This is a genomic window from Pseudomonas laurylsulfativorans, from assembly GCF_002906155.1.
In the GTDB taxonomy this organism is placed as follows: domain Bacteria; phylum Pseudomonadota; class Gammaproteobacteria; order Pseudomonadales; family Pseudomonadaceae; genus Aquipseudomonas; species Aquipseudomonas laurylsulfativorans.
Map to the genome: position 1 here is coordinate 140,542 of NZ_MUJK01000007.1, position 24,352 is coordinate 164,893.

The following is a 24,352-nucleotide window of genomic DNA, read 5'->3' on the forward strand; positions in this document are numbered from 1 at the left end:
ATGCATCGGCTCGGACCGACGATAGAAACAAGCCAGCGCAACGGTGAACCCCAACAAGTCTTTAAACCCTAGCTCGGAGGGTGGGCCATGACAATCCTTGATTCTCAGGTGGTCGTTGGTGTGGATGTGGCGAAGGACGAGATTGTTATCTATCGATCCGACCTGGAACGAACCCGAAATGTCGCGAACAAGCGATCAGCCCTGAAGCAATGGCTCAAGACGCTACCTGCGAACAGCGCTATCGCGCTTGAAGCGACCAATATCTATCACCTTGATACAACGGAAATAGCCCATGAAATGGGCCATGACGTTTATGTCATCGATGGCTGTCGCCTCAACAAATACCGCGACGGAATAGGCATGAGGGCGAAAACAGATGCCTTGGATGCCGAACTGCTGGCGCGTTACTTGAGCAGGGAGTCCGACAGACTGAGGATCTGGAGTCCTCCGCCGAAGGCTTACACCCAACTCAAAAGCCTGCTTCGTCGCCGGGCTCAGTTGGTCCGGGGCTGTGTCGCACTCAAGCAAAGCTGGAAAAACGAACCCCTGCTCAAAGAACAGTTCAAGCAGCTTCTGGCCGCCATTGCCCAGTTCGAAAAAACGATTCAGAAAACACTCAAGGAGATTGCTGAGGACGCCGGGATGCAGGATCAGGTGAAGCGCTGCCAGGCCGTCGAGGGTGTCGGGCTCCTGACAGCCACAGCAGCGGCCACAGCGTTTTTGCGTGGAAAATTTGCTAACAGCGACGAATACGTGGCCTTCCTCGGCATGGATCCGCGGGTGAGGCAGTCAGGACAAAAGGATCAAAGGCGTCGACTCTCCAAGCGAGGAGACTCGGAGTTCCGGCGCCTGTTTCACAACAGCGCCATGGCCGCCAGCCGTTCGCCGATCTGGAAACCGTACTACGAGAGTTATCTGGCCAGAGGCCTAAAAGGTACTCAAGCCTTGGTTATCCTGGCACGCAAGCTGGCCAGAGTGATGTTCGCGTTGATGAAAAACCAAAGTGAATACAAGCCTAATTCTATGCTTGGGGGTTCCCCCCAAACATAGAATCTCCCACATTGATCTTCTGTGAACACAGAATTTGTGAACGACACAGATCCAGTGTGGGAGCCTGCTCGCGAAGGCAGTTTGGCCTGCGCTACTGCTGTTAAGGCTTGCGCTTACGCGGCCCGGTATTGAACACCGGCACCTTGCGCACTGGCTTGATCGAAGGCTCCGCCGGCGCAACCTCTCCGCTATCTACCCACTTACCAAGATTACGCTTGCCGCCACCACCGGAAGCCTTGGGCTTCTTCGGTTTTTTTGGCTTCTTGATCACCTGACCACTGGCATCGGTATCCGGCACCCGGTGCTCTGGCTCGAAGTCCGGCTCGCTCTGCCGCTTCAGGGTCTGGCGAGTCAGCATCTCGATAGCCGACAGCAGATTCACTTCATCGGCGCAGACCAGGGAAATCGCCTCGCCCGTCGAACCTGCGCGACCGGTACGACCGATACGGTGGATGTAGTCCTCGGCGACGATCGGCAAGTCGAAGTTGACCACCAATGGCAGGTCTTCGATGTCCAGGCCTCGGGCCGCCACGTCGGTGGCGACCAGAATCTGCACTTCACTCGCCTTGAAGCGGTCCAGTGCACGCTGACGGGTCGCCTGGGGCTTGTCGCCGTGGATACCGTCGGCATTGATGCCCAGGCCCTGGAGTTTTTCCACCAGCGCGTCCACGCCATTACGGGTCTTGGCGAACACCAGCACCTGCTTCCACTTGCCCTTGCGCATCAGGTGCACGAACAGCTCCGGCTTGCGCTTCTTGTCCACCGTCACGATCCACTGCTTGACGGTATTGGCAGCGACGTTGCGCGGGCTGACTTCAATGCTCAGCGGGTCATTGAGCATCTGCCCGGCCAGCAGGCGGATGTCATCGGAGAAGGTCGCGGAGAACAGCAGCGTCTGACGTTTCTTCGGCAGCGCGCGGTAAATGTTCGCCAGCTCCTCGGAAAAGCCCAGGTCGAGCATGCGGTCGGCTTCGTCCAGCACCAGGGTTTGCAGCTGATTGAACTTCAGTGCGTTCTGGCGGAACAGGTCGAGCAAGCGGCCCGGAGTCGCTACCAACAAGTCGACGCCACTGCGCAGCTTCATCATTTGCGGGTTGATGCTGACGCCGCCGTACACCGCGTAAGTGCGCAACGGCAGGTTTTCGGCGTATTGGCGCACGGCTTCGTGAACCTGCTCGGCCAGCTCGCGGGTCGGCACCAGGATCAGTGCACGAACCGAGTTGGCGGTGACTTTCGGCCCTTCCATGGCCAGCAGTTGCAACAGCGGCAGGGCGAAACCGGCGGTCTTGCCGGTGCCGGTCTGGGCCGCGGCCATCAGGTCACGACCGGCCAGCACTGCCGGAATGGCTTGCGCCTGAACCGGCGTCGGAGTCTGGTAGCCGAGCGTCTCAAGGGAGCGCAGCAAGGGTTCGATCAGGCCAAGGGTGGCGAAAGTCATGGGAGTACCGTAGGAAAATTCAGCGCGGTTGTGCGAAACAAGAGTGCAATGGCGCGCAGTTTACCCTAATTCACACGGGATTCTGTCGGCACCACCGTCGGCACTACCTTATCCACTGGCTGCTGCGGCTTACGACGCCACTGTGGCAAACCAATCAACACCACGGCGCTGATGATCACGGCCATCGCCAGGGCTTCTTCGATGCCAATGGTCTCGCCGACGAAAACGATCCCCAGCAACACCGCCACCGCCGGGTTGACGTAGGCATAACTGGTGGCCGCGGCTGGACGCACGTGCTTCAACAGGTACATGTAGGCGTTGAAGGCGATGATCGAACCGAACACAGTCAGATACGCCAGAGCCGCCCAGCCTTCGATCGGCGGCATTTTCTCCAGATGTTCACCGCTCACCGCACTGGCGATCAGCAGCACCACACCCCCCACCAGCATTTCCACGGCACTGGCCATAGCCCCTTGAGGCAACGGCAGGTGTTTGCTCCACACCGAGCCGAAGGCCCAGGTCGCCGCCGCGAACACCAGCAGTGCCGCGCCCAATGGGCTCGACTGCAGGTTGGAACCAAGGTTGAGCATGGCAATGCCGATCAGCCCGAGAACAATCCCGGCCCATTCGAGACGGGTATTACGCGCACCCCAGAAATATCCACAGAGCAAGGTAAACAGCGGCACCGTCGCCACTGCCAATGCGGCGACCCCGGAAGCCACGCCCGTGTGCTCGGCGACACTGACCGCGCCATTACCACAGGCGAGCAGCAACACGCCGATGACCCCGGCAGCTTTCCACTGTGCCCAGGTCGGCGCCGGCGCCCCACGCCAGCGCAGGAAGGCGTACATCAAGGTCCCGGCAATGACGAAGCGGATGCCGGCAAGCAGCAGCGGCGGCCAATACTCCACGCCGATGCGGATCACCAGGTAGGTCGAGCCCCAAATCACATACAACGCGAAAAAGGCTGCGATCAACGGTAAGGGAAAACGACGGAGGCCAGGCATGGGGAGCAGCTCGCAGGCAAGACAAGTGAACGGCTATTCTAGAAAGGCCAACGGCAGAAAATAAGTTACAAAACCTGTTTATCGCACCGGTACACTTTTCAAAACACGGAGATTCTTGCGATAAACCATGTTTTCGAAAGCCAGTCATTTTCAGGAGTCACCCCATGGACAAATACGACCGCATGCTGCTCAGCGCCCTGCTGGAAAACGGTCGCGCGTCCTACGCGGACCTGGCGCGCAAGGTTAACCTGTCTGCCCCGGCGGTGGCCGAGCGCGTGGCCAAGCTCGAATCCAGCGGCGTGATCACCGGCTATCAGGCAAAGGTCGACATGGCCAAGCTCGGCTTGCCCATCCAGTGCGTGATCGAACTGCGCCTGAACCAGCACGGCAACCAGAAAGCCTACGACGATCTGATCAAAATCCCGCAATTGACTGAATGCCATCGGGTGACCGGCGATCCCTGCGTGATCATGCAAGCAGCGGTGGGCTCGATGCCGGAGCTGGAGGAGCTGATCAACCGGATTGCCACGTTCGGGTTCAGCAAGACCTCGATTGTGTTGTCGAGTGCGATAGAGAAGCGGGTGCCGTTGGGGCACATTGAGGGGAATGGCAAGCTTTGATCGAACGCGGAACCTGTAGGAGCGAGCCTGCTCGCGATGATCGCCAACGATATCGCGGGAAACCTGACACCCCGCACTGTTCTCGGGTTCATCGCGAGCGGGCTCGCTCCTACAGGGATTGGCGGAGCTCTTAGAACCCGCGATAGCGCTTGAGGTGCTCGCCCACTTTCGCCGCAGGGACCTTCTGCAACTTGCACAACAGGTCATGGGACAGCTCGCGCAAGCCGTGCTTCTGGCGCAGCTCTTCGGCCAGGTGCGCCGTCAGGTTGGCCGCCATCTCGGCATCGGCCATGGCCCGGTGGGCCTTGCCGGTGTGGGGCAAGTTGGCAAACGTGGTGAGCGTGCCGAGTTTGTGGTTCGGCGCGGCGGGCATCAGGCGGCGGGCCAGTAACAACGAGCAGGCAAAGTTCTGCAGGCGGGTGCGTTTGATTCGCCCCAGCTCAAAGTCCCAGAACTTCTGGTCGAATGCGGCGTTGTGCGCCAGCAGTGGCGTGGTGCCGACGAATTCATTGACCTCGTTCATCACCTGCTCTGCCGACGGGGCGGTGCGCAGCATGGCGTTGCTGATGCCGGTGAGTTGTTCGATGAAGGCAGGGACGCGTACGCCGGCGTTCATCAGGCTCTGGTAACGCTCGACGATGCGCCCCTGTTCAAGAATCACCACGGCAATTTCCGTGGCCCGACAGCTGCTGCTCGGGGAGATCCCGGTGGTTTCAAAGTCGATGACTGCGATGCGTTCCAAACCTGGTTGAACTCCGTAAAAATCAATTCTTGAGCAGCAACGCGCCTTCGATCGGCACGTAGCGGCTGGCGGCGCGGATCAGCGAGTTGGCCGTGAGCCCCGGCACGCCGTAGGCCACCGCCTGTACGCCGTGTTTACTGATGATGCGCTCGAGCAGCATGTCGAAATCGCCATCACCGGAGGCCAGTACGATTTCATCGACATGGTCGGCGGCGTCCATGATGTCCAGGGTGATGCCCACGTCCCAGTCGCCCTTGGCCGAACCATCGCTGCGCTGGATGTACGGCTTGAGCTTCACGGTGAAACCGAGGTTGCGCAGGATCTGCTGGAACTGCTGCTGCTTGCTGTCACCACGGTCGATGGCATAGGCATAGGCTTCGACGATCTCGCCCTGTTTACTGATGTCAGCCCACAGCGCGGCGTAGTTGAAGTGGCAACCATAAGCCTGACGCACGGTGTAGTAGAGGTTTTGGACGTCGGCGAACACTGCGATTTTTTTCACCGGTTTTCCTCAAGGCTGAACCAGGCCCCAGGCCCGAAAAGTCGCCCAGTATGCCAGCCCAGAGGATTGTTCCGCGAATAATCGGCTATGTGGCGAGGGAGCTTGCTCCCGTTGGACTGCGTAGCAGGCCCTTTGGGTTCTAAAGCAAGGGGGCTGCTTCGCACCCCAGCGGGAGCAAGCTCCCTCGCCACAGAGGGGTCAGACGTAGGAATCGTCGTCGCCGCCGAAGAGCGAGTCATCGCTGTAGTCAGCGTCGCTGAACCCGCCCTGATCGTTGCTGTAGGCGTCGTTACCAGCCATGCGCTGGTCATCGCCCCAGCCATTGTTGCCCTGGTCGTTGACCTGGGCCGGCTCTTCCTTGATGACTTCGACGACTTCCGGTTGCTGATTGTGATGGAACAGGCTGCTGATGCCTTGAGCCAGCATCACGCCACCTGCCACGCCGGCGGCGGTTTTCAGCGCGCCACCGAGGAAACTGCTGCCGGCCGCTGCCGGAGCCTGTTGCTGCGGAGCATAGCCCTGCTGTGGAAAGTTTTGCTGCGGGGCACCGAAGTTTGGCTGAGGCGCTTGCGCACCAAACGACGAGCGCCCCGGCTCGCGCCAGCCGCCGCTCGATGGCGGTGCGCTCTGGGTGGGTGCCGGTTGTGGATCACGGGAGGCGCCGCCAAAGATACTCGACAAAAAGCCACCGCTACTCGGTGCCGGAGCCGGGGTCGCCTGAGCCTTGGCCTGTTGCAGTTCGGCCTGCAACTGCTGGACTTGCCGGGTCAATTGCTGGTTCTGTTCATCGAGGCTCTTGATCGCCGCCTCTTGCACCAGAATTGCCTGGGTCATGAAATAACCTGCCGCCGGCTGGCGCGCCAGGTGTTCCTTGATCCGCGCCTCGGCCAAGGCGTCGCGCGGGGCTGAGTCCGTTTCGGCCTGTTGCAGCCGGGAAAACAGTCCATCGATCAGGGTTTGTTCTTCGCTGTTCATGGCGACCTCATAGATTGCCGGGAGAAATCGTTGCCCTTTTCCACGGAGGATAAGGGGCCCGACCTTAATGGATGCTGAAACAGGATGTTTCAATGGCCTTTACCGAACGTTTACGTTTGCGTCCCCCGGCGCTTGATCGGTTAAAGTGAACCACTGCTTCCAACCTGCGATACCAACTGATGAATCCGTTAGATGTCCTGCGTGACTCGCTGTACTTCTTCAAGCGCAATCTGGGCCAGATCGTGCAGCTGTGCCTGCCGCTGGTGATGCTTGAGGCGCTGTTGCAACAAGTGGTCGACCACTCCACGGAGCCGGACAGTTTCCCCGGCATCAGCGTGATTGTCGGCCTGCTGGTTTACCCGCTGTACACCGGCGCGCTGATTCTGTTTCTCGACGCCCGCAGCCGGGGCGAGTCGCCGCGTAACCGCGACCTGCTGGCGATGGCCGCGAGCCTGTGGCCACGCTTCGCCCTGCTCACAGCGCTCAATACCGTGCTGATTCTGCTGGGCCTGTCGCTGTACTTCTTGCCGGGCATCTACCTGATGGTCACCCTGGCGTTTGGCGAATACCTGTTGGTGTTGCGCGGCCTGGCGCCGCTGGCAGCCATGAAGGAAAGCCTGCGCATGACCAAAGGTCACTTCCTGCGCATCCTGCTGTGCATTCTGTGTGTGATGGGGCCGCTGTGGCTGCTCAAGGGCGCTACCCTGGCGGTGTATCCGGAACCGCAAAACCCGGTGATCTCGCTGCTGATCGACAGCGCGCACAGTTTCCTGCAGCTGTTTACCAGCGTGGTGCTGTTCCGCTTGTTCATGCTGATCAATCCGCAGCCTGAGAGAAATGACAACTCGCTCTGACCTTGGGCGCGACCATCGCTCTCGGGTATGCTCGGGAACAATTTTGTAACGCTAATAAGCCGAGCCATGACCCGTCTACTGCGCCACACCTTGCTAGGCCTGCTGATCGCCATCGGCCTGATCGCCGTGATGATCTACAGCCTGACCTGGCGCCCCGACGCCAAAGAAGTTTTACCCATCAGTTGCAGTGACCAGGCACCCACCCTGGTCCCGGGACAGGCGCTGAAGGTGATGACCTGGAACGTCCAGTACCTGGCCGGCAAGCGTTACGTTTTCTGGAATGACCTCGCCGCCGGTGCCGACGAACGCCCCACAGCGGAAGACATGGCCTTCAGCCTCGACGAAGTGGCGCGGGTGATTCGCGACGAACAACCGGACATCGTGCTGTTGCAGGAACTGGACGACAGCGCCAAGGCCAGCGATTACCAGCACCAGTTCAAACTGCTGCAAGAACGGCTCGCCGACTTGTATCCCTGTAGCACCAGCGCCTTCGACTGGAAGGCCGACTTCGTACCGAACCCGCACATCTTTGGCAGCGTCGGCCGGCAACTGGCAACCCTGAGCCGTTACCAGATCGAACATGCCGAACGCTGGCAACTGCCTGTCGCCTCGGGCAATCCGGTCAGCCGCCAATTCAAACCCAGAGACGCCTTGCTGGTGAGCTATTTGCCGTTGAGTGATGGCGGGCAGATCGCAGTGCTCAATACCCATCTGGACCGCGCCACCCAAGCCGACAATGACTTGCAAAGCCAGATGAACGCCGTAGCCAGCGCCCTCGATAAATTCGAAAGCCGTGGCACGCCGTGGTTGATCGGCGGAGATTTCAACCTGTTGCCGCTAGGCCAGTATCGACGCTTGCCCGACGCGCAACGCACGCCCTATTCCGCCGACAGCCCGTTGCACATCTTGTGGGACAAGTACCCGATGATCCCGACCAACAACGAAGCCAGTGGTATCGACCGCGAACGCTGGCTAACCCACTACCCGAACGATCCCGGGCTGAACGGCCCGGACCGGACCGTTGACTACCTGTTCTACAGCCCGCGGATCAAACGAGTCGAGGCGATGGTGCGGCAGGATGATACGTTGCGCATCTCCGATCACCTGCCGGTGATTGCCCGGTTTCTGCTGCCGGCTGCGCCCTGATTCCCAATCAACACAAAACCTTGTAGGAGCTGGCTTGCCAGCGATGACGTAGTGTCAGTCGACATCATTGTTGAATGAAAAATCGCCATCGCTGGCTAGCCAGCGCCTACAGGGAATGTACATTTGCGAATTAATGCACCTCTTCCAGATCATCATGCAGCAACCCGAAGATCTCGCGTTTCATCTCGATGAATGAGCGCTCCATGACCATGTCCAGGTTGCGTGGGCGCTCGATCGGCACATCGAGGATTTGCTTGATCCGCCCTGGCCTGGCGCCCATGACGTAGACCCGGTCGCCGAGCAGAATCGCCTCGTCGATGTCGTGGGTCACGAACAATACGGTCTTCTTGCTGTTGCCCCAGACCCGCAGCAACAACTGCTGCATTTGCAGGCGCGTCTGGCTGTCGAGGGCGCCGAAGGGTTCGTCCATCAGCAGAATCTGCGGGTCATTGGCCAGCGCGCGGGCAATGGCGACACGTTGCATCATGCCGCCGGACAACTGCTTGGCGTAGTTGTCGGCAAAGCCGCTCAGGCCCACTTCGTTGACGTAGTAATCGACGATATCCTTGCGCTCCGCCGCCGGCATGCCCCGCCGCTTGAGGCCAAACTCGACGTTCTGCCGCACGGTCAGCCACGGGAACAGCGTGTAGCTCTGGAACACCATGCCGCGATCCGCACCGGGGCCTTCCACCTGTTTGCCACCGACGTAAATCTCTCCTGACGTCGGCTCGGCCAGGCCGGCGGTGAGGTACAACAGGCTCGACTTGCCGCAGCCCGATGGTCCCACCAGCACAGCGAATTGCTGGTCAGGCACCTCGAACGACACCTCCTGCAACGCGGTAAAGGTTCCGCCATCGGGCTTCTTGTAACGCAGGCTGACCTTGTCCACTTGCAGCCGTGGCGCGTTCACCGGGGCAGTCTGAGGGGCGACAAAACGATGAGTGGCGGCGGTTACTGAGCCCATGCGGTAATCCTCAGGCGTAGGAAACGGAACAGTTGATCGGTGACCAGGCCCAGCAGGCCGATGATCGCGATGGCGAGGAAAATCACGTCCACCTGGAAGCCACGCATGGCCTTGAGGCTCAGGTAACCCAGGCCACTGGAAGCGGCGACCAGTTCAGCCACCACCAGGTAAGTCCAGGCCCAGCCCATGGTCACGCGCAGGGTGTCGAGTACGCCTGGCAGCGACGCCGGGGCGATCACATGCAAGACCGCGTCACGGCGATTCGAACCGAGGGTATAGGAGGCGTTGATCAGGTCCTTGGAGATGCCTTTGGACACGTCCGCGATCATCACCAGTTGCTGGAAAAACACGCCGAAGATGATCACCGATACACGCTGCTCCAGACCGATGCCGATCCACAGGATGAACAACGGTACGAACGAGGTCACCGGCAAATAGCGGATGAAGTTGACCATTGGCTCCAGGAACGCCTGGACGATGCGGAAGCTGCCCATCAACAGTCCCAGCGGCACGGCCACCAGGGACGACACGATGAAACCGACCATCACCACTTCGACGCTGGCCCACACATGCTGGCCGAGGGTGCCGTCGCGACCCAGGCGCACGGCAGCCTCGACCACCGCGCCCGGCGTCGGCAGGAACATGCCTGGTACCACGCCGCCGTAAGACAAGCCGGCCCACAGGCCGACCAACAGCACCCAGGCCAACCCGCTCGCGCTCCAGATCACCGAGACCGGCAAACCGGTCTTGGGCGTGATGCAGCGGCTCAGCCATGAATTGCGCTTGAACATGCAGCCTCCTAGAGCGGGGTTACGAAACGGTTGTCGATAAGGTCGTCGTTGCTGACGTTGTAGGGTTTGCCTTGCAGCTCACTGGCGGTCTCGTTGGCCAGTTTGATCAGCGGTGCGCTATCACCCGGCTTGCCCGGCGCGCCCAACAGTTTTTCGCTCATGGCTTGATCGTAGAAGCGCACGCCCTGGGCGGCCGCTTCGAGCTCTTTCGGATCGGCCAGATAGCCGCCTACACCTTTGGCCATGATTTTGTAGGCTTCCTGTGGGTGGTCCTTGGTGTACTGCACGGCTTTATACAAACCGGCCACCAGGGCCTTGACGTCTTCCGGCTGTTTTTCGATCACGCTGCAGTTCAGTGCGACCACGTCGACGATCACCCCCGGTGTGCTGCTGCTGTCGATCAGCACCTTGCCCTGCTGCTTGTCGCGAACCATCGACAGGTGCGGTTCCCAGGTCACAGCGGCCGGTACGCGGCCGGCAATGAACGCGGTGGCAGCGTCGTCAGCCGTCATGTTCTGCACGGTGATATCGCTCATTTTCATGCCGTTCTTTTTCAGCAGATACGACAACCAGAACTGCGAGGTCGAGCCTTCGTTCACCGCCACGGCCTGGCCCTTGAGCTCTTGCAGGCTCTTGACGTCCTTGCCGACCAGCACACCGTCGCCACCATGGCTATCGTCCAGCGCGGCCACGGCCTTGAAGCAGAATTGCGGACGGTACTTGAGTACCTCGTCGATGGTCGACGCCGAGCCGGACAATTCACCGGACGCTTGTGCGGCCATGTACATCGCCGCTTCTTCGACCACCGGTAATTCGACGGTCAAACCGTTTTCCTTGAAGTAGCCAAGGTCCTGGGCCAGGTACAGGGTGCCGTAGCCGACCCAGGTGGTATGACCGATGGACAGGGTGCCGGCCTGGGCGCTGGTGGCGACCGTCGCGGCGATGGCGGTGACCGCCAGTGGATGGGCAACGCGTGTAAGCAAGGACTTGATCATGGAGCACTCCCAAAGCTGTTGATTTAGTTTTGTCATGGGCAGTACGGCGAGCCCTGAATCGGCTGCAACCTGTGGTCTCTCGGGGACCCTTCGGCGGGCAGCGTTCGGCGGGCTGGCGAGATCGATGTTGGCCCAAGGGCGGGATTAGGAAAATGAGGAAATATGTCGATGCGAACGATGAAAAAACTCGTTAGCGCGCACCGCGAAAGGGCGCTGCGGGCGGGGATGCCCGAGGTGGGTGCAAGACCAGGGAAATGTGTTGAATGTGCAATAGCTATCGCGGGCAAGCCCGCTCCCACAGGGATTTTCTCTGAACACAATATTTGTGAACAACAGAGATACTGTGGGAGCGGGCTTGCCCGCGATGAGGCCCGAGAGAACGCTACACGATCAGAGCCGGCCGTATTCCTGCGCCGTACGATCCATCGCCTTCAACGTCTTGGCGATCAACTCGTCAACCTCTTCACGACTGGCAATCAATGCCGGCGCCATGATGATCCGCCCCAATGTCGAGCGCACGATCACGCCCTCCTCGAAACCAATCGTACGGCAGCGCCACGCGATATCGTTCTCGTTGGCAAAACGCTTGCGGCTGGTTTTGTCTTCGGCCAGTTGCAGCGCCGCGACCATGCCGGTGCCCTGGATATCACCCACCAACGGGTGCTTGCCGAACACTTCGCGCAGGCACTGTTGCAGGTACGGACCGATGTCATCCTTGACCCGCGTCACCACGCCTTCGTCACGCAGCGCCTTGAGGTTGGCAATCGCCACCGCCGCCGCCACCGGGTGCCCGGAATAGGTCAGGCCGTGGGCAAACACACCGCCCTGCTCCACCAGCACCGAGGCCATTTTCTTCGACAGGATCAAGCCGCCCATAGGGATGTAGCCCGAGGTCAGGCCCTTGGCGATGGACAGGGTGTCCGGCTCGAAACCGAAGTACTCGTGGGCAAACCATTCGCCGGTTCGACCGAAGCCGCCGATCACTTCATCGGCACACAGCAGCACATCGTATTTGCGGCAGATGCGCTGGATTTCCGGCCAGTAGCTTTCTGGCGGGAAGATCATGCCGCCGGCGCCCTGGAACGGTTCGGCGATGAAACCTGCGACCTTGTCCGCGCCCAGTTCGAGAATTTTCGCTTCCAGCTGTTGCGCTGCACGCAGGCCGAATTCGGCTGGCGTCAGGTTGCCCTCGTGAGCGAAGAAGTACGGCTCGTCGATGTGTTCGATGTCCGGAATCATGCCGCCCATTTCGTGCATGAATTTCATGCCGCCCAGCGCCGTCGCGGCCAGGGTCGAACCGTGGTAACCGTTCCAGCGGCCGATCATGATTTTCTTCTCGGGCTTGCCGAGTACCTGCCAGTAACGACGCACCGTGCGGATCAACACCTCGTTGGCTTCAGAGCCTGAGTTGGTGTAGATCGCGTGGCTGTAGTGCCCCGGCAGCAGGCTGAACAGCAACTCGGACAGCTCGATCACCTGCGGGTGGGTGGTGTGGAAAAACATGTTGTAGTACGGCAACTGCTCCAACTGCTGGCTTGCCGCGAGGGCCAGGTCCTTGCGTCCGTAACCGAGGTTGGTGCACCACAGCCCGGACATGCCGTCGAGGTAGCGGCGGCCATCGTTATCCCACAGGTGCAGGCGCTCGCCACGGACCATCACCCGTGGCCCTTCGTCGTTGAGGGCTTTCTGATCGACGAACGCATGGATGTGGTGCGCAGCGTCGGCGGCCTGGTAGTCGCGGGTTTCACGTGGTGTGGTCATCGCCGTTTCTCCGTTTTGTTATCAGCGCAATTGAAACCAGGTGGTCTTCAACTGGGTGTATTTATCGAATGAGTGCAGGGACAGGTCGCGGCCGAAACCCGACTGCTTGCCACCGCCAAAAGGGACGGTCACGTCCAGCGCATCGACGCTGTTGACCGACACCGTTCCAGCCCGCAATTGTCGCGCCACACGGTGAGCGCGGTTGAGGTCGTCGGTCCACAGTGACGCCGCCAGACCGTAGACGCTGTCGTTGGCCAATTGCAAGGCGTGGGCCTCGTCGTCAAACGCCGTGACGGCCAGCACCGGGCCGAAGACTTCATCGCGAAACAGCGGCATGTCCGGAGTCACGCCAGTGAAAATCGTCGGCTGGATGAAGTTGTCCGAGCCATTGAAAATCGCCTGCCGACCGCCACAGACCTTGGTCGCACCTTGCTGTTCAGCCTGCTGGATGAACTTCATGATGCGCGCGGTCTGACGGCTGTCGACGATGGCCCCAGCGGCGCTCGACGGGTCCAGCGGATCGCCCGGCAACCAGCGTTCGGCCTGGGCCTTGAGGCGTTCGACGAACTCGTCATGGATTGAGCGCTGCACCAGCAACCGCGAGTTGGCCGAGCACACTTCGCCCTGATTGAAGAAGATACCGAATGCGGCTTTCTGCGCGGCCAGATCCAGGTCCTGGCAATCGGCGAACACCAGATTGGCGCTCTTGCCGCCGCACTCCAGCCACACCTGCTTGAGGTTCGACTGGGCCGAGTACTGCATGAAATATTTGCCGACTTCGGTGGAGCCGGTGAACACCAGGCAATCGACGTCCGGGTGCAGGCCGAGGGCCTTGCCAGTTTGCTCGCCGAGGCCCGGCAACACGTTCAACACCCCGGCAGGCACGCCGGCTTCAAGCGCCAGCTCTGCCAGGCGCAGGGCGGAAAACGGCGACTGCTCGGCCGGCTTGAGGATCACCGAGTTACCGGCGGCCAGGGCTGGGGCGAGTTTCCACGCGGCCATGTCCAGCGGGAAGTTCCACGGCACCACGGCCGCCACCACACCGAGGGCTTCGCGGGTAATGGTCGCCAGCACGTTCTGCGCACTCGGTGCGACCTGGTCGTAGAGCTTGTCGAGGCTCTCGGCGTACCAGCGAAAGACCCCGGCAGCGCCCGGCACGTCGATGTTGTAGGCGTCCGCGACGGGCTTGCCCATGTTCAGCGAGTCGAGCAGTGCCAGCTCTTCACGGTTTTCGAGGATCAAGTCGGCCAGGCGTAACAGCACTTGCTTGCGTTCGGTCGGTGAGCGCGCAGCCCAGGTGCCTGCCTCGTAGACCTGCCGCGCATTGCGCACCGCCTCGTTCACGTCTTCTTCGCCGCAGGCGGCAACGTTGGCCAGGCATTGCCCGGTAGCAGGGTTGATCGCGGCGAAAATCTGCCCCGACTGCGCCGCGCGGCGCTGGCCGTCAATCACGGCCTGATCGGGAAACCGCAGGGAAGCGGCCTTGCGTTGCCAATACTCAAGCTCGAACACGTTCAGATGCTCCGTTGGACATTCTTGTGTATTGGATAGTCGCTCAGGCCCGAGCGGTGGAAAACCAGTAAAAATGTGTTCGCAGGCCAAGAAAAAACTACGTAGCCAATCTCCCTTCTGGCGCAGCATGTGGTTATTGTTCAACCACAACAAATCGCTACCCGAGCGGATAGGGGTGGCGCGCAAATTGCCTGGATGCCTGATCTGTTCTCCCCCCGAGGTTTGCTGTGGCTGCCTACAATCTGCGTCAACTGAAATACTTCATCACCACCGTCGAGTGCGGCAGCGTCGCCGAGGCCTCGCGCAAGCTGTACATCGCCCAGCCTTCGATCTCCACGGCCATCAAAGGGCTGGAAGACAGTTTCGGCGTGCAACTGCTGATCCGCCATCACGCCCAGGGCGTGTCATTGACCCCCAGCGGCGCCCGCTTCTATCGCAAGGCCCAGGAACTGCTGCGCATGGCCAAGGAGTTCGAGCAGAACGCCCTGGCCGACAACGATGTGGTGTCCGGGCAGATCGATATCGGCTGTTTCGAAACCGTCGCGCCGCTGTACCTGCCGCAATTGATTGCGGGATTTTCGGCGTTGTACCCGGGGGTGGAAATCCGCATCCGTGACGGCGAGCAACAAGAGTTGGTGCAGGGCCTGACCTCCGGCGCCTTCGATCTGGCGATTCTCTACGAGCACGACCTCGACGGCACCATCCAGACCGAACCACTGATGCCGGCGCAACGACCGTACGCGCTATTACCAGCGGATCACCGCTTCGCACAGCAGGCGCAAGTGTCGCTGCGGGACCTGTACCTGGAGCCGATGATTCTTCTGGACGTGCAGCCGAGCCGCACCTACTTCGTCAGCCTGTTCGATGAGCTGGGCCTGACCCCACGCATCGCCTTCAGCTCGCCATCCATCGAGATGGTGCGCGGCATGGTTGGCCAGGGGTTCGGGTTCTCGATCCTGGTGACCAAGCCGCATTCGGAGTGCACCTACGACGGGCAAAAAGTGGTGTGCGTGGACATTGCCGAAGACGTCACCGGCTCCGGGTTGGTGGCGGCATGGCTCAAACGCGGGCAGTTGACCAAACCGGCGCAGTTGTTTGCGGACTATTGCCGCGAACAACTCACGGCGAAATCCGAAACCTCGCACCCTCCCCTGTAGGAGCCTGGCTTGCCAGCGATGAGGTCCTTGAGACGTATATCGGCCTTGATGCCGCCATCGCTGGCAAGCCAGCTCCTACAAGGGAATGTGTGCAATGTGATATCGGCGCCGGGAACCGTTGAATCATTTACGGGGTTTGACCCGCGCAGTCGCCTCGGCCACCAACGGATCATCCGGCCAGTAATGCTTCGGATAACGCCCCTTCAAATCCTTCTTCACCTCGGCGTAGGTGCTGCGCCAGAAGTTCGCCAAGTCCTGGGTCACCTGCACCGGCCGCCGTGCAGGGGATAGCAGATGCAGCTTGACCACTTGTCGGCCCCCGGCAATGCGCGGGGTCTCGGCCAGGCCAAACAACTCCTGCAAGCGCACTGCCAGGATCGGCGGTTGTTCGCTGTAATCCAGACGAATCGACGAACCCGACGGTACGCTCAAATGATGCGGCGCCAGTTCGTCCAGCCGCTGCGGCAGCGGCCACGGAAGCAGGTTGTGGACGATGCTCGACAGGTCCAGATTGGCAAAGTGGCTGAGTCGCGAAACCTTGCCCAGATAGGGCATCAACCAGTGCTCCAGACGCTTGAGCAACGCCGCATCGCTGACATCCGGCCACTCGCTCTCGCCCTTGCCGGCCAAGTCCAGTTGACGCAACAAGGCGACCCGCGCCTGCCACTGACGCAGCTCCGGGGTCCACGGCAACAGTTCCAGGCCTTTGCGCCGCACCAGGTTCACCAGCGCCTGGCTGCGGGCGGTTTCGTCGAGGCCGGTCAGCGGCTCACGACTGAGGATCAGTTCACCGACCTTGCGCTGACGCTCGGCCCGCAGCACGCCCTCGCGTTCATCCCAATCCAGTTGATCGACGCAGCGCACCTGCTCGGCCAGCACTGAATCGAAGAGCGCCGGATCGAAGTCCGTCGCCAGATAAATCCGCTCTTCACGCTGGCCCTGACGACTGCCCAGATCGGCGATCACCAACCATGGTTGTTTCATCAGGCTGTCGGCCTCGGCGAACAGGGCGGCACGACCGTTGGCCAAGCGATACTCCGCACCACCGGCACGCCGTTGTTGGGCGACCCGGTCGGGATAGGCCAGCGCCAGCAACGCGCCGAGCCAGCGCGGATGATCCGGATCGCTGACCGGTGCCGAGGCTTTGCCGCGCAGGTATCCACGATATTGCCGCGCCAGTTGCCGCGCACGCTGCACGCCCCCCTGAGCACCCCGTGCGGCGCGTTCTTCGCCAGACAGCAACACCAATCGACTGTGCAAATCCGCCCCGCCGCCGCGCAAGATATCGCGCTCGCCGAGCAGTGCCGCGACGTCGCAGGCCATGTCGGCCAGACCCAGTGCCTGGCCGCGCAACAGCAAGTGTGCGATGCGTGGATGCGCCGGCAGCTCGGCCATGGCCTGACCGTGGCGAGTCAATGCTTCCCCCTCCAGAGCCCCCAGGCGTTCGAGCAGGTCCTGGGCCTGTGCATAAGCGGCGGCCGGCGGCACGTCGAGCCACACCAGTTGCCCGGGCGTCACGCCCCAACGCCCCAGCTGCAAGGCCAGCCCGGCGAGGTCCGCCGAAAGGATTTCCGCACTGCCATAGGCCGCCAGTTGCTCGTGCTGGTCCTGGGACCACAAGCGATAACACACGCCCGGTTCCAGGCGCCCGGCCCGGCCCGCGCGCTGGGTGGCGCTGGCCTTGGAAATGCGCTGGGTGTCGAGACGGGTCATGCCGCTGCCGGGGTCGAAACGCGGCACCCGCGCCAGCCCGGCATCGATCACCACGCGCACGCCGTTGATGGTCAAACTGGTTTCGGCGATGTTGGTGGCCAGCACCACTTTGCGCTTGCCCGCCGGTGCCGGATCGATTGCCGCACGTTGCGCAGCCAGGTCCAGTTCACCGTGCAACGGACAGAGCAGAACCTGTGGGTTGTCGCCCAATGCATCGGCCAGTTGCTGATGCACGCGGCGAATCTCCGCTTGCCCCGGCAGAAACACCAGCACGCTGCCGGTCTCGTCGTTCAAAGCTTCGAGGATGGTCTGCACCAGGCGCGGCTCGATGAATTCACCGGTCTGGAACGGCCGGCCCCAGCGCATCGCCACCGGGAACATGCGCCCTTCGCTGCGCAGGATCGGCGCATCGTCGAGCAACCCGGCCAAGCGTTCGCCTTCGAGCGTGGCGGACATCAAGAGGATTTTCAGCGGCTGATCGTCACGGAACAGTTCGCGGCCATTGAGGCTCAGGGCCAGCGCCAGATCAGCATCGAGGCTACGTTCGTGGAATTCGTCGAAGATCAACAGGCCTACGCCGTCCAGCGCCGGGTCATCCTGCAGGCGCCGGGTGAGGATGCCTTCGGTGACCACTTCGATGCGGGTGTTGGGGCCGACCTTGCTGTCGAGACGGATGCGATAGCCCACGGTTTCGCCGACCTTCTCCCCCAGCTCACTGGCCAAACGTTCCGCTGCTGCGCGTGCGGCCAACCGGCGAGGTTCGAGCATCAGGATGGTCTGCCCGGCCAGCCACGGCTCGTTGAGCAAGGCCAAGGGTACGCGGGTGGTTTTACCGGCGCCGGGCGGCGCTTCGAGCACGGCCTCGTGGCGTGTAGCGAGGGCTTCACGCAGGGCGGGTAAAACTTCATCGATCGGCAAAGAAATCATGCTGGCTCCAAAACAGAGGCGCGAGTATAACGGCGAACTGTTTGACGTAGTCTGGACTCAAACCAGTAACGTACTTGGCGTACTACCCAGGAGATTTCATATGCGTGCTCCCTTTCGCCTGATTGGCGGTGTTCTGGTTGCAACCTTGCTGACTCAAGTGACCGCCTGCGGTTCGATCTTCTACCCCGATCGCCGTGGCCAGATCGAAGGCAAGATCGACCCGGCCATCGCTGTGCTCGACGCCGTCGGCCTGCTGTTCTACATCATCCCCGGCCTGATCGCGTTTGCCGTGGACTTCGCCACCGGCGCAATTTACTTCGAGCCGGGCAAGACCGCCCAGGTCGACCCGCAAAAACTCAAGGACGCCATCGGCCCCGACGGCAAAGTCGATAACCGCAAGTTGCAGACTATTCTGGAAAGCGAACTGGGCCGCAGCTTCCCGCTGGACGATCCACGCCTGATCCAGAGCAAAGGCAGCGCCCAACAACTGGCGATGTTCGGCCTGCAACCGGCCGCGTAATCCCTGCACGCTAAAGGACTCTTCAAGGAACGATGGCCCCTATGACCTCCAGCTCCGAACACGCCCGCCTGCTGCGGCTGGCGACCCGTGCCTCGGTGGCAGTGGCGTGCACATTGATCGTCGCCAAAGCCATCGCCTGGTGGCTGAGCGGCTCGGTGAGCATGCTCGCCGGGCTCACCGACTCTACACTCGACGGCGTCACCTCATTGCTCAACCTGTTGGCGGTGCATTACGCCCTGCGCCCCGCCGACGATGATCATCGCTACGGACACGGCAAGGCCGAGTCATTGGCGGGCATGGCTCAGGCGTTGTTCATTGGTGGCAGTGCGGTGCTGATCGCGTTGCAGGCCTACGATCGGTTGCAGCATCCCGAGCCCGTGGGCGCGCCGTGGATCAGCATCGGTGTGATTGTGTTCTCGCTCGCGCTGACCTTGGCGTTGTTGATGTTTCAGCATCGAGTGGTCAAGGCCACCGGCTCCAACGCGGTACGCGCCGACTCCCTGCACTACCGCTCGGACATGCTGCTCAACGGCAGCATTCTGATCGCGCTGGTGTTGGCCGGGTTTGGACTGCATCAGGTCGACCCCTGGTTCGGTCTGGGGATCGCTGCCTACATTCTCTGGAGCGCGGTGCAGATCGCCCGGGAGAGTTTTGCGGTATTGATGGATGAAGAACTGCCACCGGATGTCAGCCAGCACATGCTGGAATTGGCATGCAGCGTGCCCGGCGTATTGGGTGCCCATGACCTGCGCACGCGGATCTCCGGCAACCAATGGTTTGTGCAGTTGCATCTGGAGCTGCCGGGGGAGCTGACGCTATCCGTTGCCCATGGCATCAGCGACCAAGCGGCCGCCGCCATTCATAGTGCCTACCCGCGCGCCGAAGTGCTGGTGCACGCCGACCCGCAGGAAGTGGTGAAGGCCGCCCGGGCTCAGTAATTCACCTGATAACCGCGACTGCTCAGGCAACTGCCCTGGGCCTGTCGGTATGCTTGCACCACCGACGGGTCTGGCTGGTAGGTGGCGGTGCGTGGATCGAAACCACTTTGCTGCACCGCGTACTGATAACACTCGTAGCCATCCCGACTGACCTGCTCCGGCGACTGACCGTTGGCCGGATACGCCTCCACGTCATAGCCATTACTGGCGGCCGGTGGTTGAGATTGCGTTTGGTCAACCGGCGGCTCGACCACGACGTAATCCTGAGTGTTCTCCTGGTAGGCGTAATACGAACCGGCCGCGAGGAACAACAGCGCCCCGCCGATCCACACCTGCTGCGCGTAATCGGGCAGGTAACTGACGCGAATCCCGCGTGGTGGCTCTACCACTTCATAACGCGGCCCCAGCGGGCGATACCAGTAACCACCGGAATAGAAGTAATCCATGCCACGGTAAGGCACGCGGAAGTTACGCTCGGGGAAGCGGTCGATCACCTGGCCGGGGCGATACCTGGGGCCTGGCCCCCAACCGTTACCGTGTCCACTCGGGCGCCCCTCCCAGTGATTGTCATTGGTCGGTGCACCGATATAGCCGTTCGAGCGCTGATTGTAATTGTTGCGATACGGCTGGTCCTGGTAGTAACCGCGCTGCGGCGGCTGGGTCTGGCGCACGGTGTCGGGACGGGGCTGGATCGGCATGTCAGTGGCTGGCGCCTGCGGCGGTGGAGGTGGCGAGCGAACCCGGCTGTTGAAGTCCGGCACTGGAGGGTTCTGCCACTGGCCATTGTTCTGATGCTGATTCTGGCCGTTGTGCTCGTACTGGCGGTTGTCGTTGTTTTGCGCACGTGGCTGGTTTTGTGGTGGGGTGTTTTGCGGACGCGACTGGTTCTGCGGCGGGGCGTTTTGCGCACGTGGCTGGTTCTGTGGCGGGGCGTTTTGCGGACGTGGCTGGTTGTTGCCGCCATGACCCTGATTGCCACCCTGATTGCCACCCTGGCCATGCTGCCCGCCATCATGCCCACGGTTTTGCGGCTCATCGGCCATCGTTTGCGCAGTGACACTGACACACAGCAAACCAACACCGGCCAAACGCCAGATGCGCGATTTCATGCTTTTCCTCATTGCGGGTTAGGGCCTGTACATAAGACTGGGAAAGCGCTGGCCGGTTCTGCTACAGGTTATCAGTCACGCAACTTATTTATTGAGGCCTGGGGGTCAAATTCCACGCAAGAAAAAGGGGAGACCCGTCGGCCTCCCCTTGAGAACTTCGTCCTGGCTCGACGCTTTTGACGTCGGCTCACCTCACGCCGTCTTCTGGACAGTGTGTAGCTCGGGGGCCGGCACATCCCCGGTGGGGGTGGCGACCGCGGCGGGCCTGATTGGGCGGGCCGCACTGGACTGTTTGTCCGAGCAGTGATTCTGGTGATAAGAATAGGCCGGGAGCGCTGGCAGAGGATTGCGAAGATTGCTTAATTAAACATCACTTGCGCAATTTTTAACCCAAGATACATAATCCTCCGCAATTGTTACGACAAAGGACCGCTTGATGAGCAAGCTCGACCGTTACGACCTGAGTATTTTGGCGGAATTGCAGCGCGACGCACGCATCTCCAACCAGGAGTTGGCCGAGCGCATCGGCCTGTCGCCTTCGCCGTGCTCGCGACGGGTCAAGCAACTGGAGGACGACGGCTACATTTCCCGTCAGGTCGCCCTGCTCGACCGCAAAATGCTCGGCCTGAGCCTGACGGCCTATGTGCTGATCGGCATGGACCGTCACACGCCGGAGCGTTTCGAGAATTTTGAACAGGCCATTCGCACCTTGCCGCAAGTACTGGAATGCAGCCTGGTGACCGGTATGGATGCCGACTATCAACTCAAGGTCGTGGTGCCGGACATGGATCACTACCAGAAACTGCTGCTGGGACATCTGACGCGGATTGAAGGTGTCACCAGCGTGCGGTCGAGCTTTGTGCTGAATCAGGTGCTCAACAGCACTGAGCTGCCGTTGACGCATCTGCGCAGCTGATTGTGGCGAGGGGGCTTGCCCCCGTTCGGCTGCGCAGCAGTCGCAAACTCAGCAAATGCGGTGTGTCAGGTGTAACCTGCTTGCAGATTTTAGGGCTGCTACGCACCCCAACGGGGGCAAGCCCCCTCGCCACAGGTGCGACACACCGACGCAGGTCAATACAGCACGAAGCCTGCGAGGCGTATACTCCCCGCGCCCTTTTAGCCTCGCCCGCGCTGGAGATGTTCGATGGATCCTGCAGTTTTTGAAGAATGGATGATGACCGGTCTGGTCACGATCCTGATCATTTTCATGGGTTTCATCGTCTGGGATTTGGCGAAGAAGTCCAAGGCCGGACGCTTCGGCTCGTTCATTCTGTTCTTCGTGCTGGGCCTGGGCGTGGCGGCGTTCATCATCAAGAGCGTGGTGATCGGCCTGATCGAATCCGGCGCCTTATAAGCGCGCCAGCACTTCTTTCCACTGGCCCTGATCGAGCCCTTCGATCGTCCAGTCACCGATTCTGACCCGCACCAGGCGCAAGGTCGGCAAACCGACCGCAGCGGTCATGCGCCGCACCTGGCGGTTGCGCCCTTCACGAATCACCAACTCCAGCCAACTGGTCGGCACGCTTTTGCGAAAACGCACGGGCGGATTGCGCGGCCACAGCTCGGGTTCGTCCAGTTGCCGCGCCTCGGCAGGCAAGGTCATGCCGTCATTCAATTCAACGCCGTCACGCAAGCGCTGCAATTGCTCGGCACTCGGCTCGCCTTCGACCTGCACCCAATAGGTCTTGGCCAGCTTGTGTTTCGGGTCGGCGATCCGCGCCTGAAGCTGACCGTCGTTGGTCAAGAGCAACAAGCCTTCGCTGTCGCGGTCCAGCCGTCCAGCCGGATAGATTCCAGGAACGTCGATGTAATCCTTGAGCGTCGCGCGCCCTTCGCCGTCGCTGAATTGCGTCAGCACATCGAAGGGTTTGTTGAACAGGATCAGCTTCGGCTCGCTCGGTGGTGCCTTGGCGACACGGCGTGGGGCAGTTGAAGGAGGTTTCGCGCCGGGGCGGCGGGAAACGGGGCGTTGAGGACGGGACATGGCGAAGTGAACATCTAGCGATCAGGGCTGCTAATGCTAGTGCCCTGACCGCCAAATGACCATGAGAACAATCAGCGGAACGGCGGCTCGTCGAAGCTACGCAGTTTGCGCGAGTGCAGCGAGTTGAGCTCGGTGCGCAACAGATCCACCGCCTCGATACCGATCTTCAAATGCTGGCTGACCGCGCGTTCATAGAAGGCGTTGGCCGAACCCGGCAACTTGATTTCGCTGTGCAGCGGTTTGTCCGAGACGCACAGCAACGTGCCGTACGGCACCCGCAAACGATAACCTTGCGCTGCGATGGTGCCGCTTTCCATGTCCACTGCCACGGCGCGAGACAGGTTGATCAGCGGCCGTTCCTGGGCCCAGCGCAATTCCCAGTTACGGTCGTCGTAGGTCAGCACAGTGCCGGTGCGCAGGCGTTTCTTCAGCTCGTCGCCCTTCTCGCCGGTGATGTTTGCCGCCGCTTGCTGCAAGGCCATCTGCACTTCGGCCAAGGCCGGAATCGGGATGTTCGGCGGCACCACCCGGTCGAGAATGCCGTCGCGACGCATGTAGGCGTGGGCCAGCACGTAATCGCCGATCGTCTGCGACTGACGCAAGCCACCGCAGTGACCGATCATCAGCCAGCAATGCGGGCGCAGCACGGCCAGGTGGTCAGTGATGTTCTTGGCGTTGGACGGGCCGACGCCGATGTTGACCAACGTCACGCCGTGGCCGTCGCTGGCGATCAGGTGATAGGCCGGCATCTGGTAGCGGTGCCAGACCACCCCGGCGGCAATCGCCGAGGCTTCGCCGTGATCCATGCTCTTGTCGATGATCACGTTGCCCGGCAGCACCATGCGCACAAAACGCGGATCGCTGCGCAATTGCTCCAGGCCGTGGACGATGAACTGGTCGACGTAGCGGTGGTAGTTGGTCAGCAGGATCCACGGCTGCACATGACGCCAGTCGCTGCCGGTGTAATGCACCAGTCGGCGCAGGGAGAAATCCACCCGCGCGGCATCGAACAGTGCCAGGGGCAGCGGATCGGTGTTTTCCCAATCGTACAGACCGTCGGCAATGCCATCGGTCGCGGCCGACAGGTCAGTACTCGGGAACACCCGCGCCAGCACGGCAGCGGTGACGCCGGAACCGGCCAGTTCATCGCCCTGCTCGACCACATACGGATACGGAATGTTCTGCTCGCTGACACCGACTTCCACGGTCACGGTGAAGTCGTGCATCAGCGGAACTAGCTGCTCCAGCAGGTATTTACGAAAAGCCGATGGATGGGTGACGGTGACGCTGTAGGTGCCCGGCAACTGGACCTTGGCATAGGCACGGGTGGTCTGCGGAACTTCGCCGTGGCAAAGGTAGGTCAGGCGCAGTTCGGGATAACGGAACAATGCCCGTTGCTCGGCATCAGGCTCGACGCGGTCCTTGAGGTAGCGCTTGAGCGCCTGACTCAGCGCGGTGGTTGCACGATTGTGCAAGAGTGCAAGCCGATCCACGGCTTGCTCGGCGGTTTGAACGACAATAAAAGCTTCGGTCACGATCAGCATCCTGTGTTCTGACTTGCAGACCTTCATCTTGCCTGCATCGTCGCGTCACGGGAACAGTGGCATTGACTGTGTACAGAGAACAATTGTGGGAGCGGTGCTGGGT

23 protein-coding genes are annotated in these 24,352 nt (G+C 61.2%); 9 read left to right on the top strand and 14 right to left on the bottom strand.

The genetic code is table 11. The features are described from left to right. Positions 1–87: 87 nt before the first annotated feature. Positions 88–1,050, top strand: a complete 963-nt coding sequence (locus B0D71_RS21385) for an IS110 family transposase (protein WP_103393606.1) — start codon at positions 88–90, stop codon at positions 1,048–1,050. A gap of 100 nt (positions 1,051–1,150) precedes the next feature. Here B0D71_RS21385 and B0D71_RS21390 read toward each other — a convergent pair whose 3' ends face one another. Next, the gene (locus tag B0D71_RS21390; protein ID WP_103396512.1) at positions 1,151–2,488 is read right to left on the bottom strand and encodes an RNA helicase RhlE1; all 1,338 of its coding nucleotides are present in this window, start codon (positions 2,486–2,488) and stop codon (positions 1,151–1,153) included. A gap of 65 nt (positions 2,489–2,553) precedes the next feature. Further along, positions 2,554–3,495, bottom strand: a complete 942-nt coding sequence (yedA, locus tag B0D71_RS21395) for a drug/metabolite exporter YedA (protein WP_103396513.1) — start codon at positions 3,493–3,495, stop codon at positions 2,554–2,556. A gap of 164 nt (positions 3,496–3,659) precedes the next feature. Here yedA and B0D71_RS21400 point away from each other — a divergent pair, with 164 nt between their 5' ends. Then, a complete protein-coding gene (locus tag B0D71_RS21400) occupies positions 3,660–4,115 on the top strand; it encodes an Lrp/AsnC family transcriptional regulator (RefSeq protein WP_103396514.1) in 456 nt (151 codons plus the stop codon). A gap of 130 nt (positions 4,116–4,245) precedes the next feature. Here B0D71_RS21400 and B0D71_RS21405 read toward each other — a convergent pair whose 3' ends face one another. The 3 genes from B0D71_RS21405 to B0D71_RS21415 all read right to left on the bottom strand — a co-directional run bounded on the left by B0D71_RS21405 (position 4,246) and on the right by B0D71_RS21415 (position 6,334). After that, positions 4,246–4,857 (bottom strand): 3'-5' exonuclease, encoded by a 612-nt coding sequence (locus tag B0D71_RS21405; RefSeq protein WP_103396515.1) that lies wholly within the window; start codon positions 4,855–4,857, stop codon positions 4,246–4,248. A 22-nt stretch (positions 4,858–4,879) separates the two neighbouring features. Next, positions 4,880–5,359: a LabA-like NYN domain-containing protein gene (locus tag B0D71_RS21410; protein ID WP_007990686.1), complete on the bottom strand. Its 480-nt coding sequence runs from the start codon at positions 5,357–5,359 to the stop codon at positions 4,880–4,882. A gap of 198 nt (positions 5,360–5,557) precedes the next feature. Next, on the bottom strand, positions 5,558–6,334 hold the full coding sequence (locus B0D71_RS21415) for a DUF2076 domain-containing protein (protein WP_103396516.1): 777 nt from the start codon (positions 6,332–6,334) through the stop codon (positions 5,558–5,560). Between the two features lie 179 nt (positions 6,335–6,513). On the opposite strand from B0D71_RS21415, the gene B0D71_RS21420 reads away from it, so the two are divergent. Both B0D71_RS21420 and B0D71_RS21425 read left to right on the top strand, forming a co-directional pair. After that, entirely contained in the window at positions 6,514–7,188 is a 675-nt protein-coding gene (locus B0D71_RS21420) for a YciC family protein (RefSeq protein ID WP_103396517.1), read from the top strand. Between the two features lie 66 nt (positions 7,189–7,254). Continuing rightward, positions 7,255–8,334: an endonuclease/exonuclease/phosphatase family protein gene (locus tag B0D71_RS21425; RefSeq protein WP_103396518.1), complete on the top strand. Its 1,080-nt coding sequence runs from the start codon at positions 7,255–7,257 to the stop codon at positions 8,332–8,334. 130 nt (positions 8,335–8,464) lie between these two features. On the opposite strand, the gene B0D71_RS21430 is transcribed toward B0D71_RS21425, so the two are convergent. The 5 genes from B0D71_RS21430 to B0D71_RS21450 all read right to left on the bottom strand — a co-directional run bounded on the left by B0D71_RS21430 (position 8,465) and on the right by B0D71_RS21450 (position 14,357). After that, positions 8,465–9,298, bottom strand: a complete 834-nt coding sequence (locus B0D71_RS21430) for an ABC transporter ATP-binding protein (protein ID WP_103396519.1) — start codon at positions 9,296–9,298, stop codon at positions 8,465–8,467. Continuing rightward, the gene (locus B0D71_RS21435; RefSeq protein WP_007975817.1) at positions 9,286–10,089 is read right to left on the bottom strand and encodes an ABC transporter permease; all 804 of its coding nucleotides are present in this window, start codon (positions 10,087–10,089) and stop codon (positions 9,286–9,288) included. Before B0D71_RS21435 ends, B0D71_RS21430 begins: the two co-directional genes overlap by 13 nt. An 8-nt stretch (positions 10,090–10,097) precedes the next feature. After that, positions 10,098–11,084, bottom strand: a complete 987-nt coding sequence (locus B0D71_RS21440) for an ABC transporter substrate-binding protein (protein ID WP_103396520.1) — start codon at positions 11,082–11,084, stop codon at positions 10,098–10,100. 390 nt (positions 11,085–11,474) lie between these two features. Then, on the bottom strand, positions 11,475–12,845 hold the full coding sequence (locus B0D71_RS21445) for an aspartate aminotransferase family protein (RefSeq protein WP_103396521.1): 1,371 nt from the start codon (positions 12,843–12,845) through the stop codon (positions 11,475–11,477). A 21-nt stretch (positions 12,846–12,866) separates the two neighbouring features. Beyond that, entirely contained in the window at positions 12,867–14,357 is a 1,491-nt protein-coding gene (locus tag B0D71_RS21450) for an aldehyde dehydrogenase (protein WP_103396522.1), read from the bottom strand. A gap of 227 nt (positions 14,358–14,584) precedes the next feature. On the opposite strand from B0D71_RS21450, the gene B0D71_RS21455 reads away from it, so the two are divergent. Further along, positions 14,585–15,514, top strand: a complete 930-nt coding sequence (locus B0D71_RS21455; protein WP_103396523.1) for a LysR family transcriptional regulator — start codon at positions 14,585–14,587, stop codon at positions 15,512–15,514. A 123-nt stretch (positions 15,515–15,637) separates the two neighbouring features. Here the strand turns inward: B0D71_RS21455 and hrpB are convergent, their stop codons facing one another. Further along, entirely contained in the window at positions 15,638–18,154 is a 2,517-nt protein-coding gene (gene hrpB, locus B0D71_RS21460; RefSeq protein WP_103396524.1) for an ATP-dependent helicase HrpB, read from the bottom strand. 100 nt (positions 18,155–18,254) lie between these two features. Here hrpB and B0D71_RS21465 point away from each other — a divergent pair, with 100 nt between their 5' ends. Both B0D71_RS21465 and B0D71_RS21470 read left to right on the top strand, forming a co-directional pair. After that, positions 18,255–18,674, top strand: coding sequence for a polyribonucleotide nucleotidyltransferase (locus tag B0D71_RS21465; protein ID WP_103396525.1), 420 nt, complete (start codon positions 18,255–18,257; stop codon positions 18,672–18,674). 41 nt (positions 18,675–18,715) lie between these two features. Beyond that, on the top strand, positions 18,716–19,612 hold the full coding sequence (locus B0D71_RS21470) for a cation diffusion facilitator family transporter (RefSeq protein WP_103396526.1): 897 nt from the start codon (positions 18,716–18,718) through the stop codon (positions 19,610–19,612). Here B0D71_RS21470 and B0D71_RS21475 read toward each other — a convergent pair. After that, complete coding sequence (locus B0D71_RS21475; protein ID WP_103396527.1) at positions 19,606–20,721, bottom strand: DUF6515 family protein; 1,116 nt, start codon at positions 20,719–20,721, stop codon at positions 19,606–19,608. The genes B0D71_RS21470 and B0D71_RS21475 overlap by 7 nt on opposite strands. A gap of 436 nt (positions 20,722–21,157) precedes the next feature. Between B0D71_RS21475 and B0D71_RS21480 the strand changes: the two genes are divergently transcribed. Further along, positions 21,158–21,637, top strand: coding sequence for an Lrp/AsnC family transcriptional regulator (locus B0D71_RS21480; protein WP_056855781.1), 480 nt, complete (start codon positions 21,158–21,160; stop codon positions 21,635–21,637). 228 nt (positions 21,638–21,865) lie between these two features. Next, on the top strand, positions 21,866–22,075 hold the full coding sequence (locus B0D71_RS21485; RefSeq protein WP_007975837.1) for a DUF2788 domain-containing protein: 210 nt from the start codon (positions 21,866–21,868) through the stop codon (positions 22,073–22,075). Here B0D71_RS21485 and B0D71_RS21490 read toward each other — a convergent pair. Together B0D71_RS21490 and amn are read right to left on the bottom strand one after the other, a co-directional pair. Next, the gene (locus B0D71_RS21490) at positions 22,070–22,705 is read right to left on the bottom strand and encodes a pseudouridine synthase (RefSeq protein WP_103396528.1); all 636 of its coding nucleotides are present in this window, start codon (positions 22,703–22,705) and stop codon (positions 22,070–22,072) included. The genes B0D71_RS21485 and B0D71_RS21490 overlap by 6 nt on opposite strands. A 71-nt stretch (positions 22,706–22,776) precedes the next feature. Beyond that, a complete protein-coding gene (gene amn / locus B0D71_RS21495) occupies positions 22,777–24,276 on the bottom strand; it encodes an AMP nucleosidase (RefSeq protein ID WP_205886017.1) in 1,500 nt (499 codons plus the stop codon). Positions 24,277–24,352 lie beyond the last annotated feature (76 nt).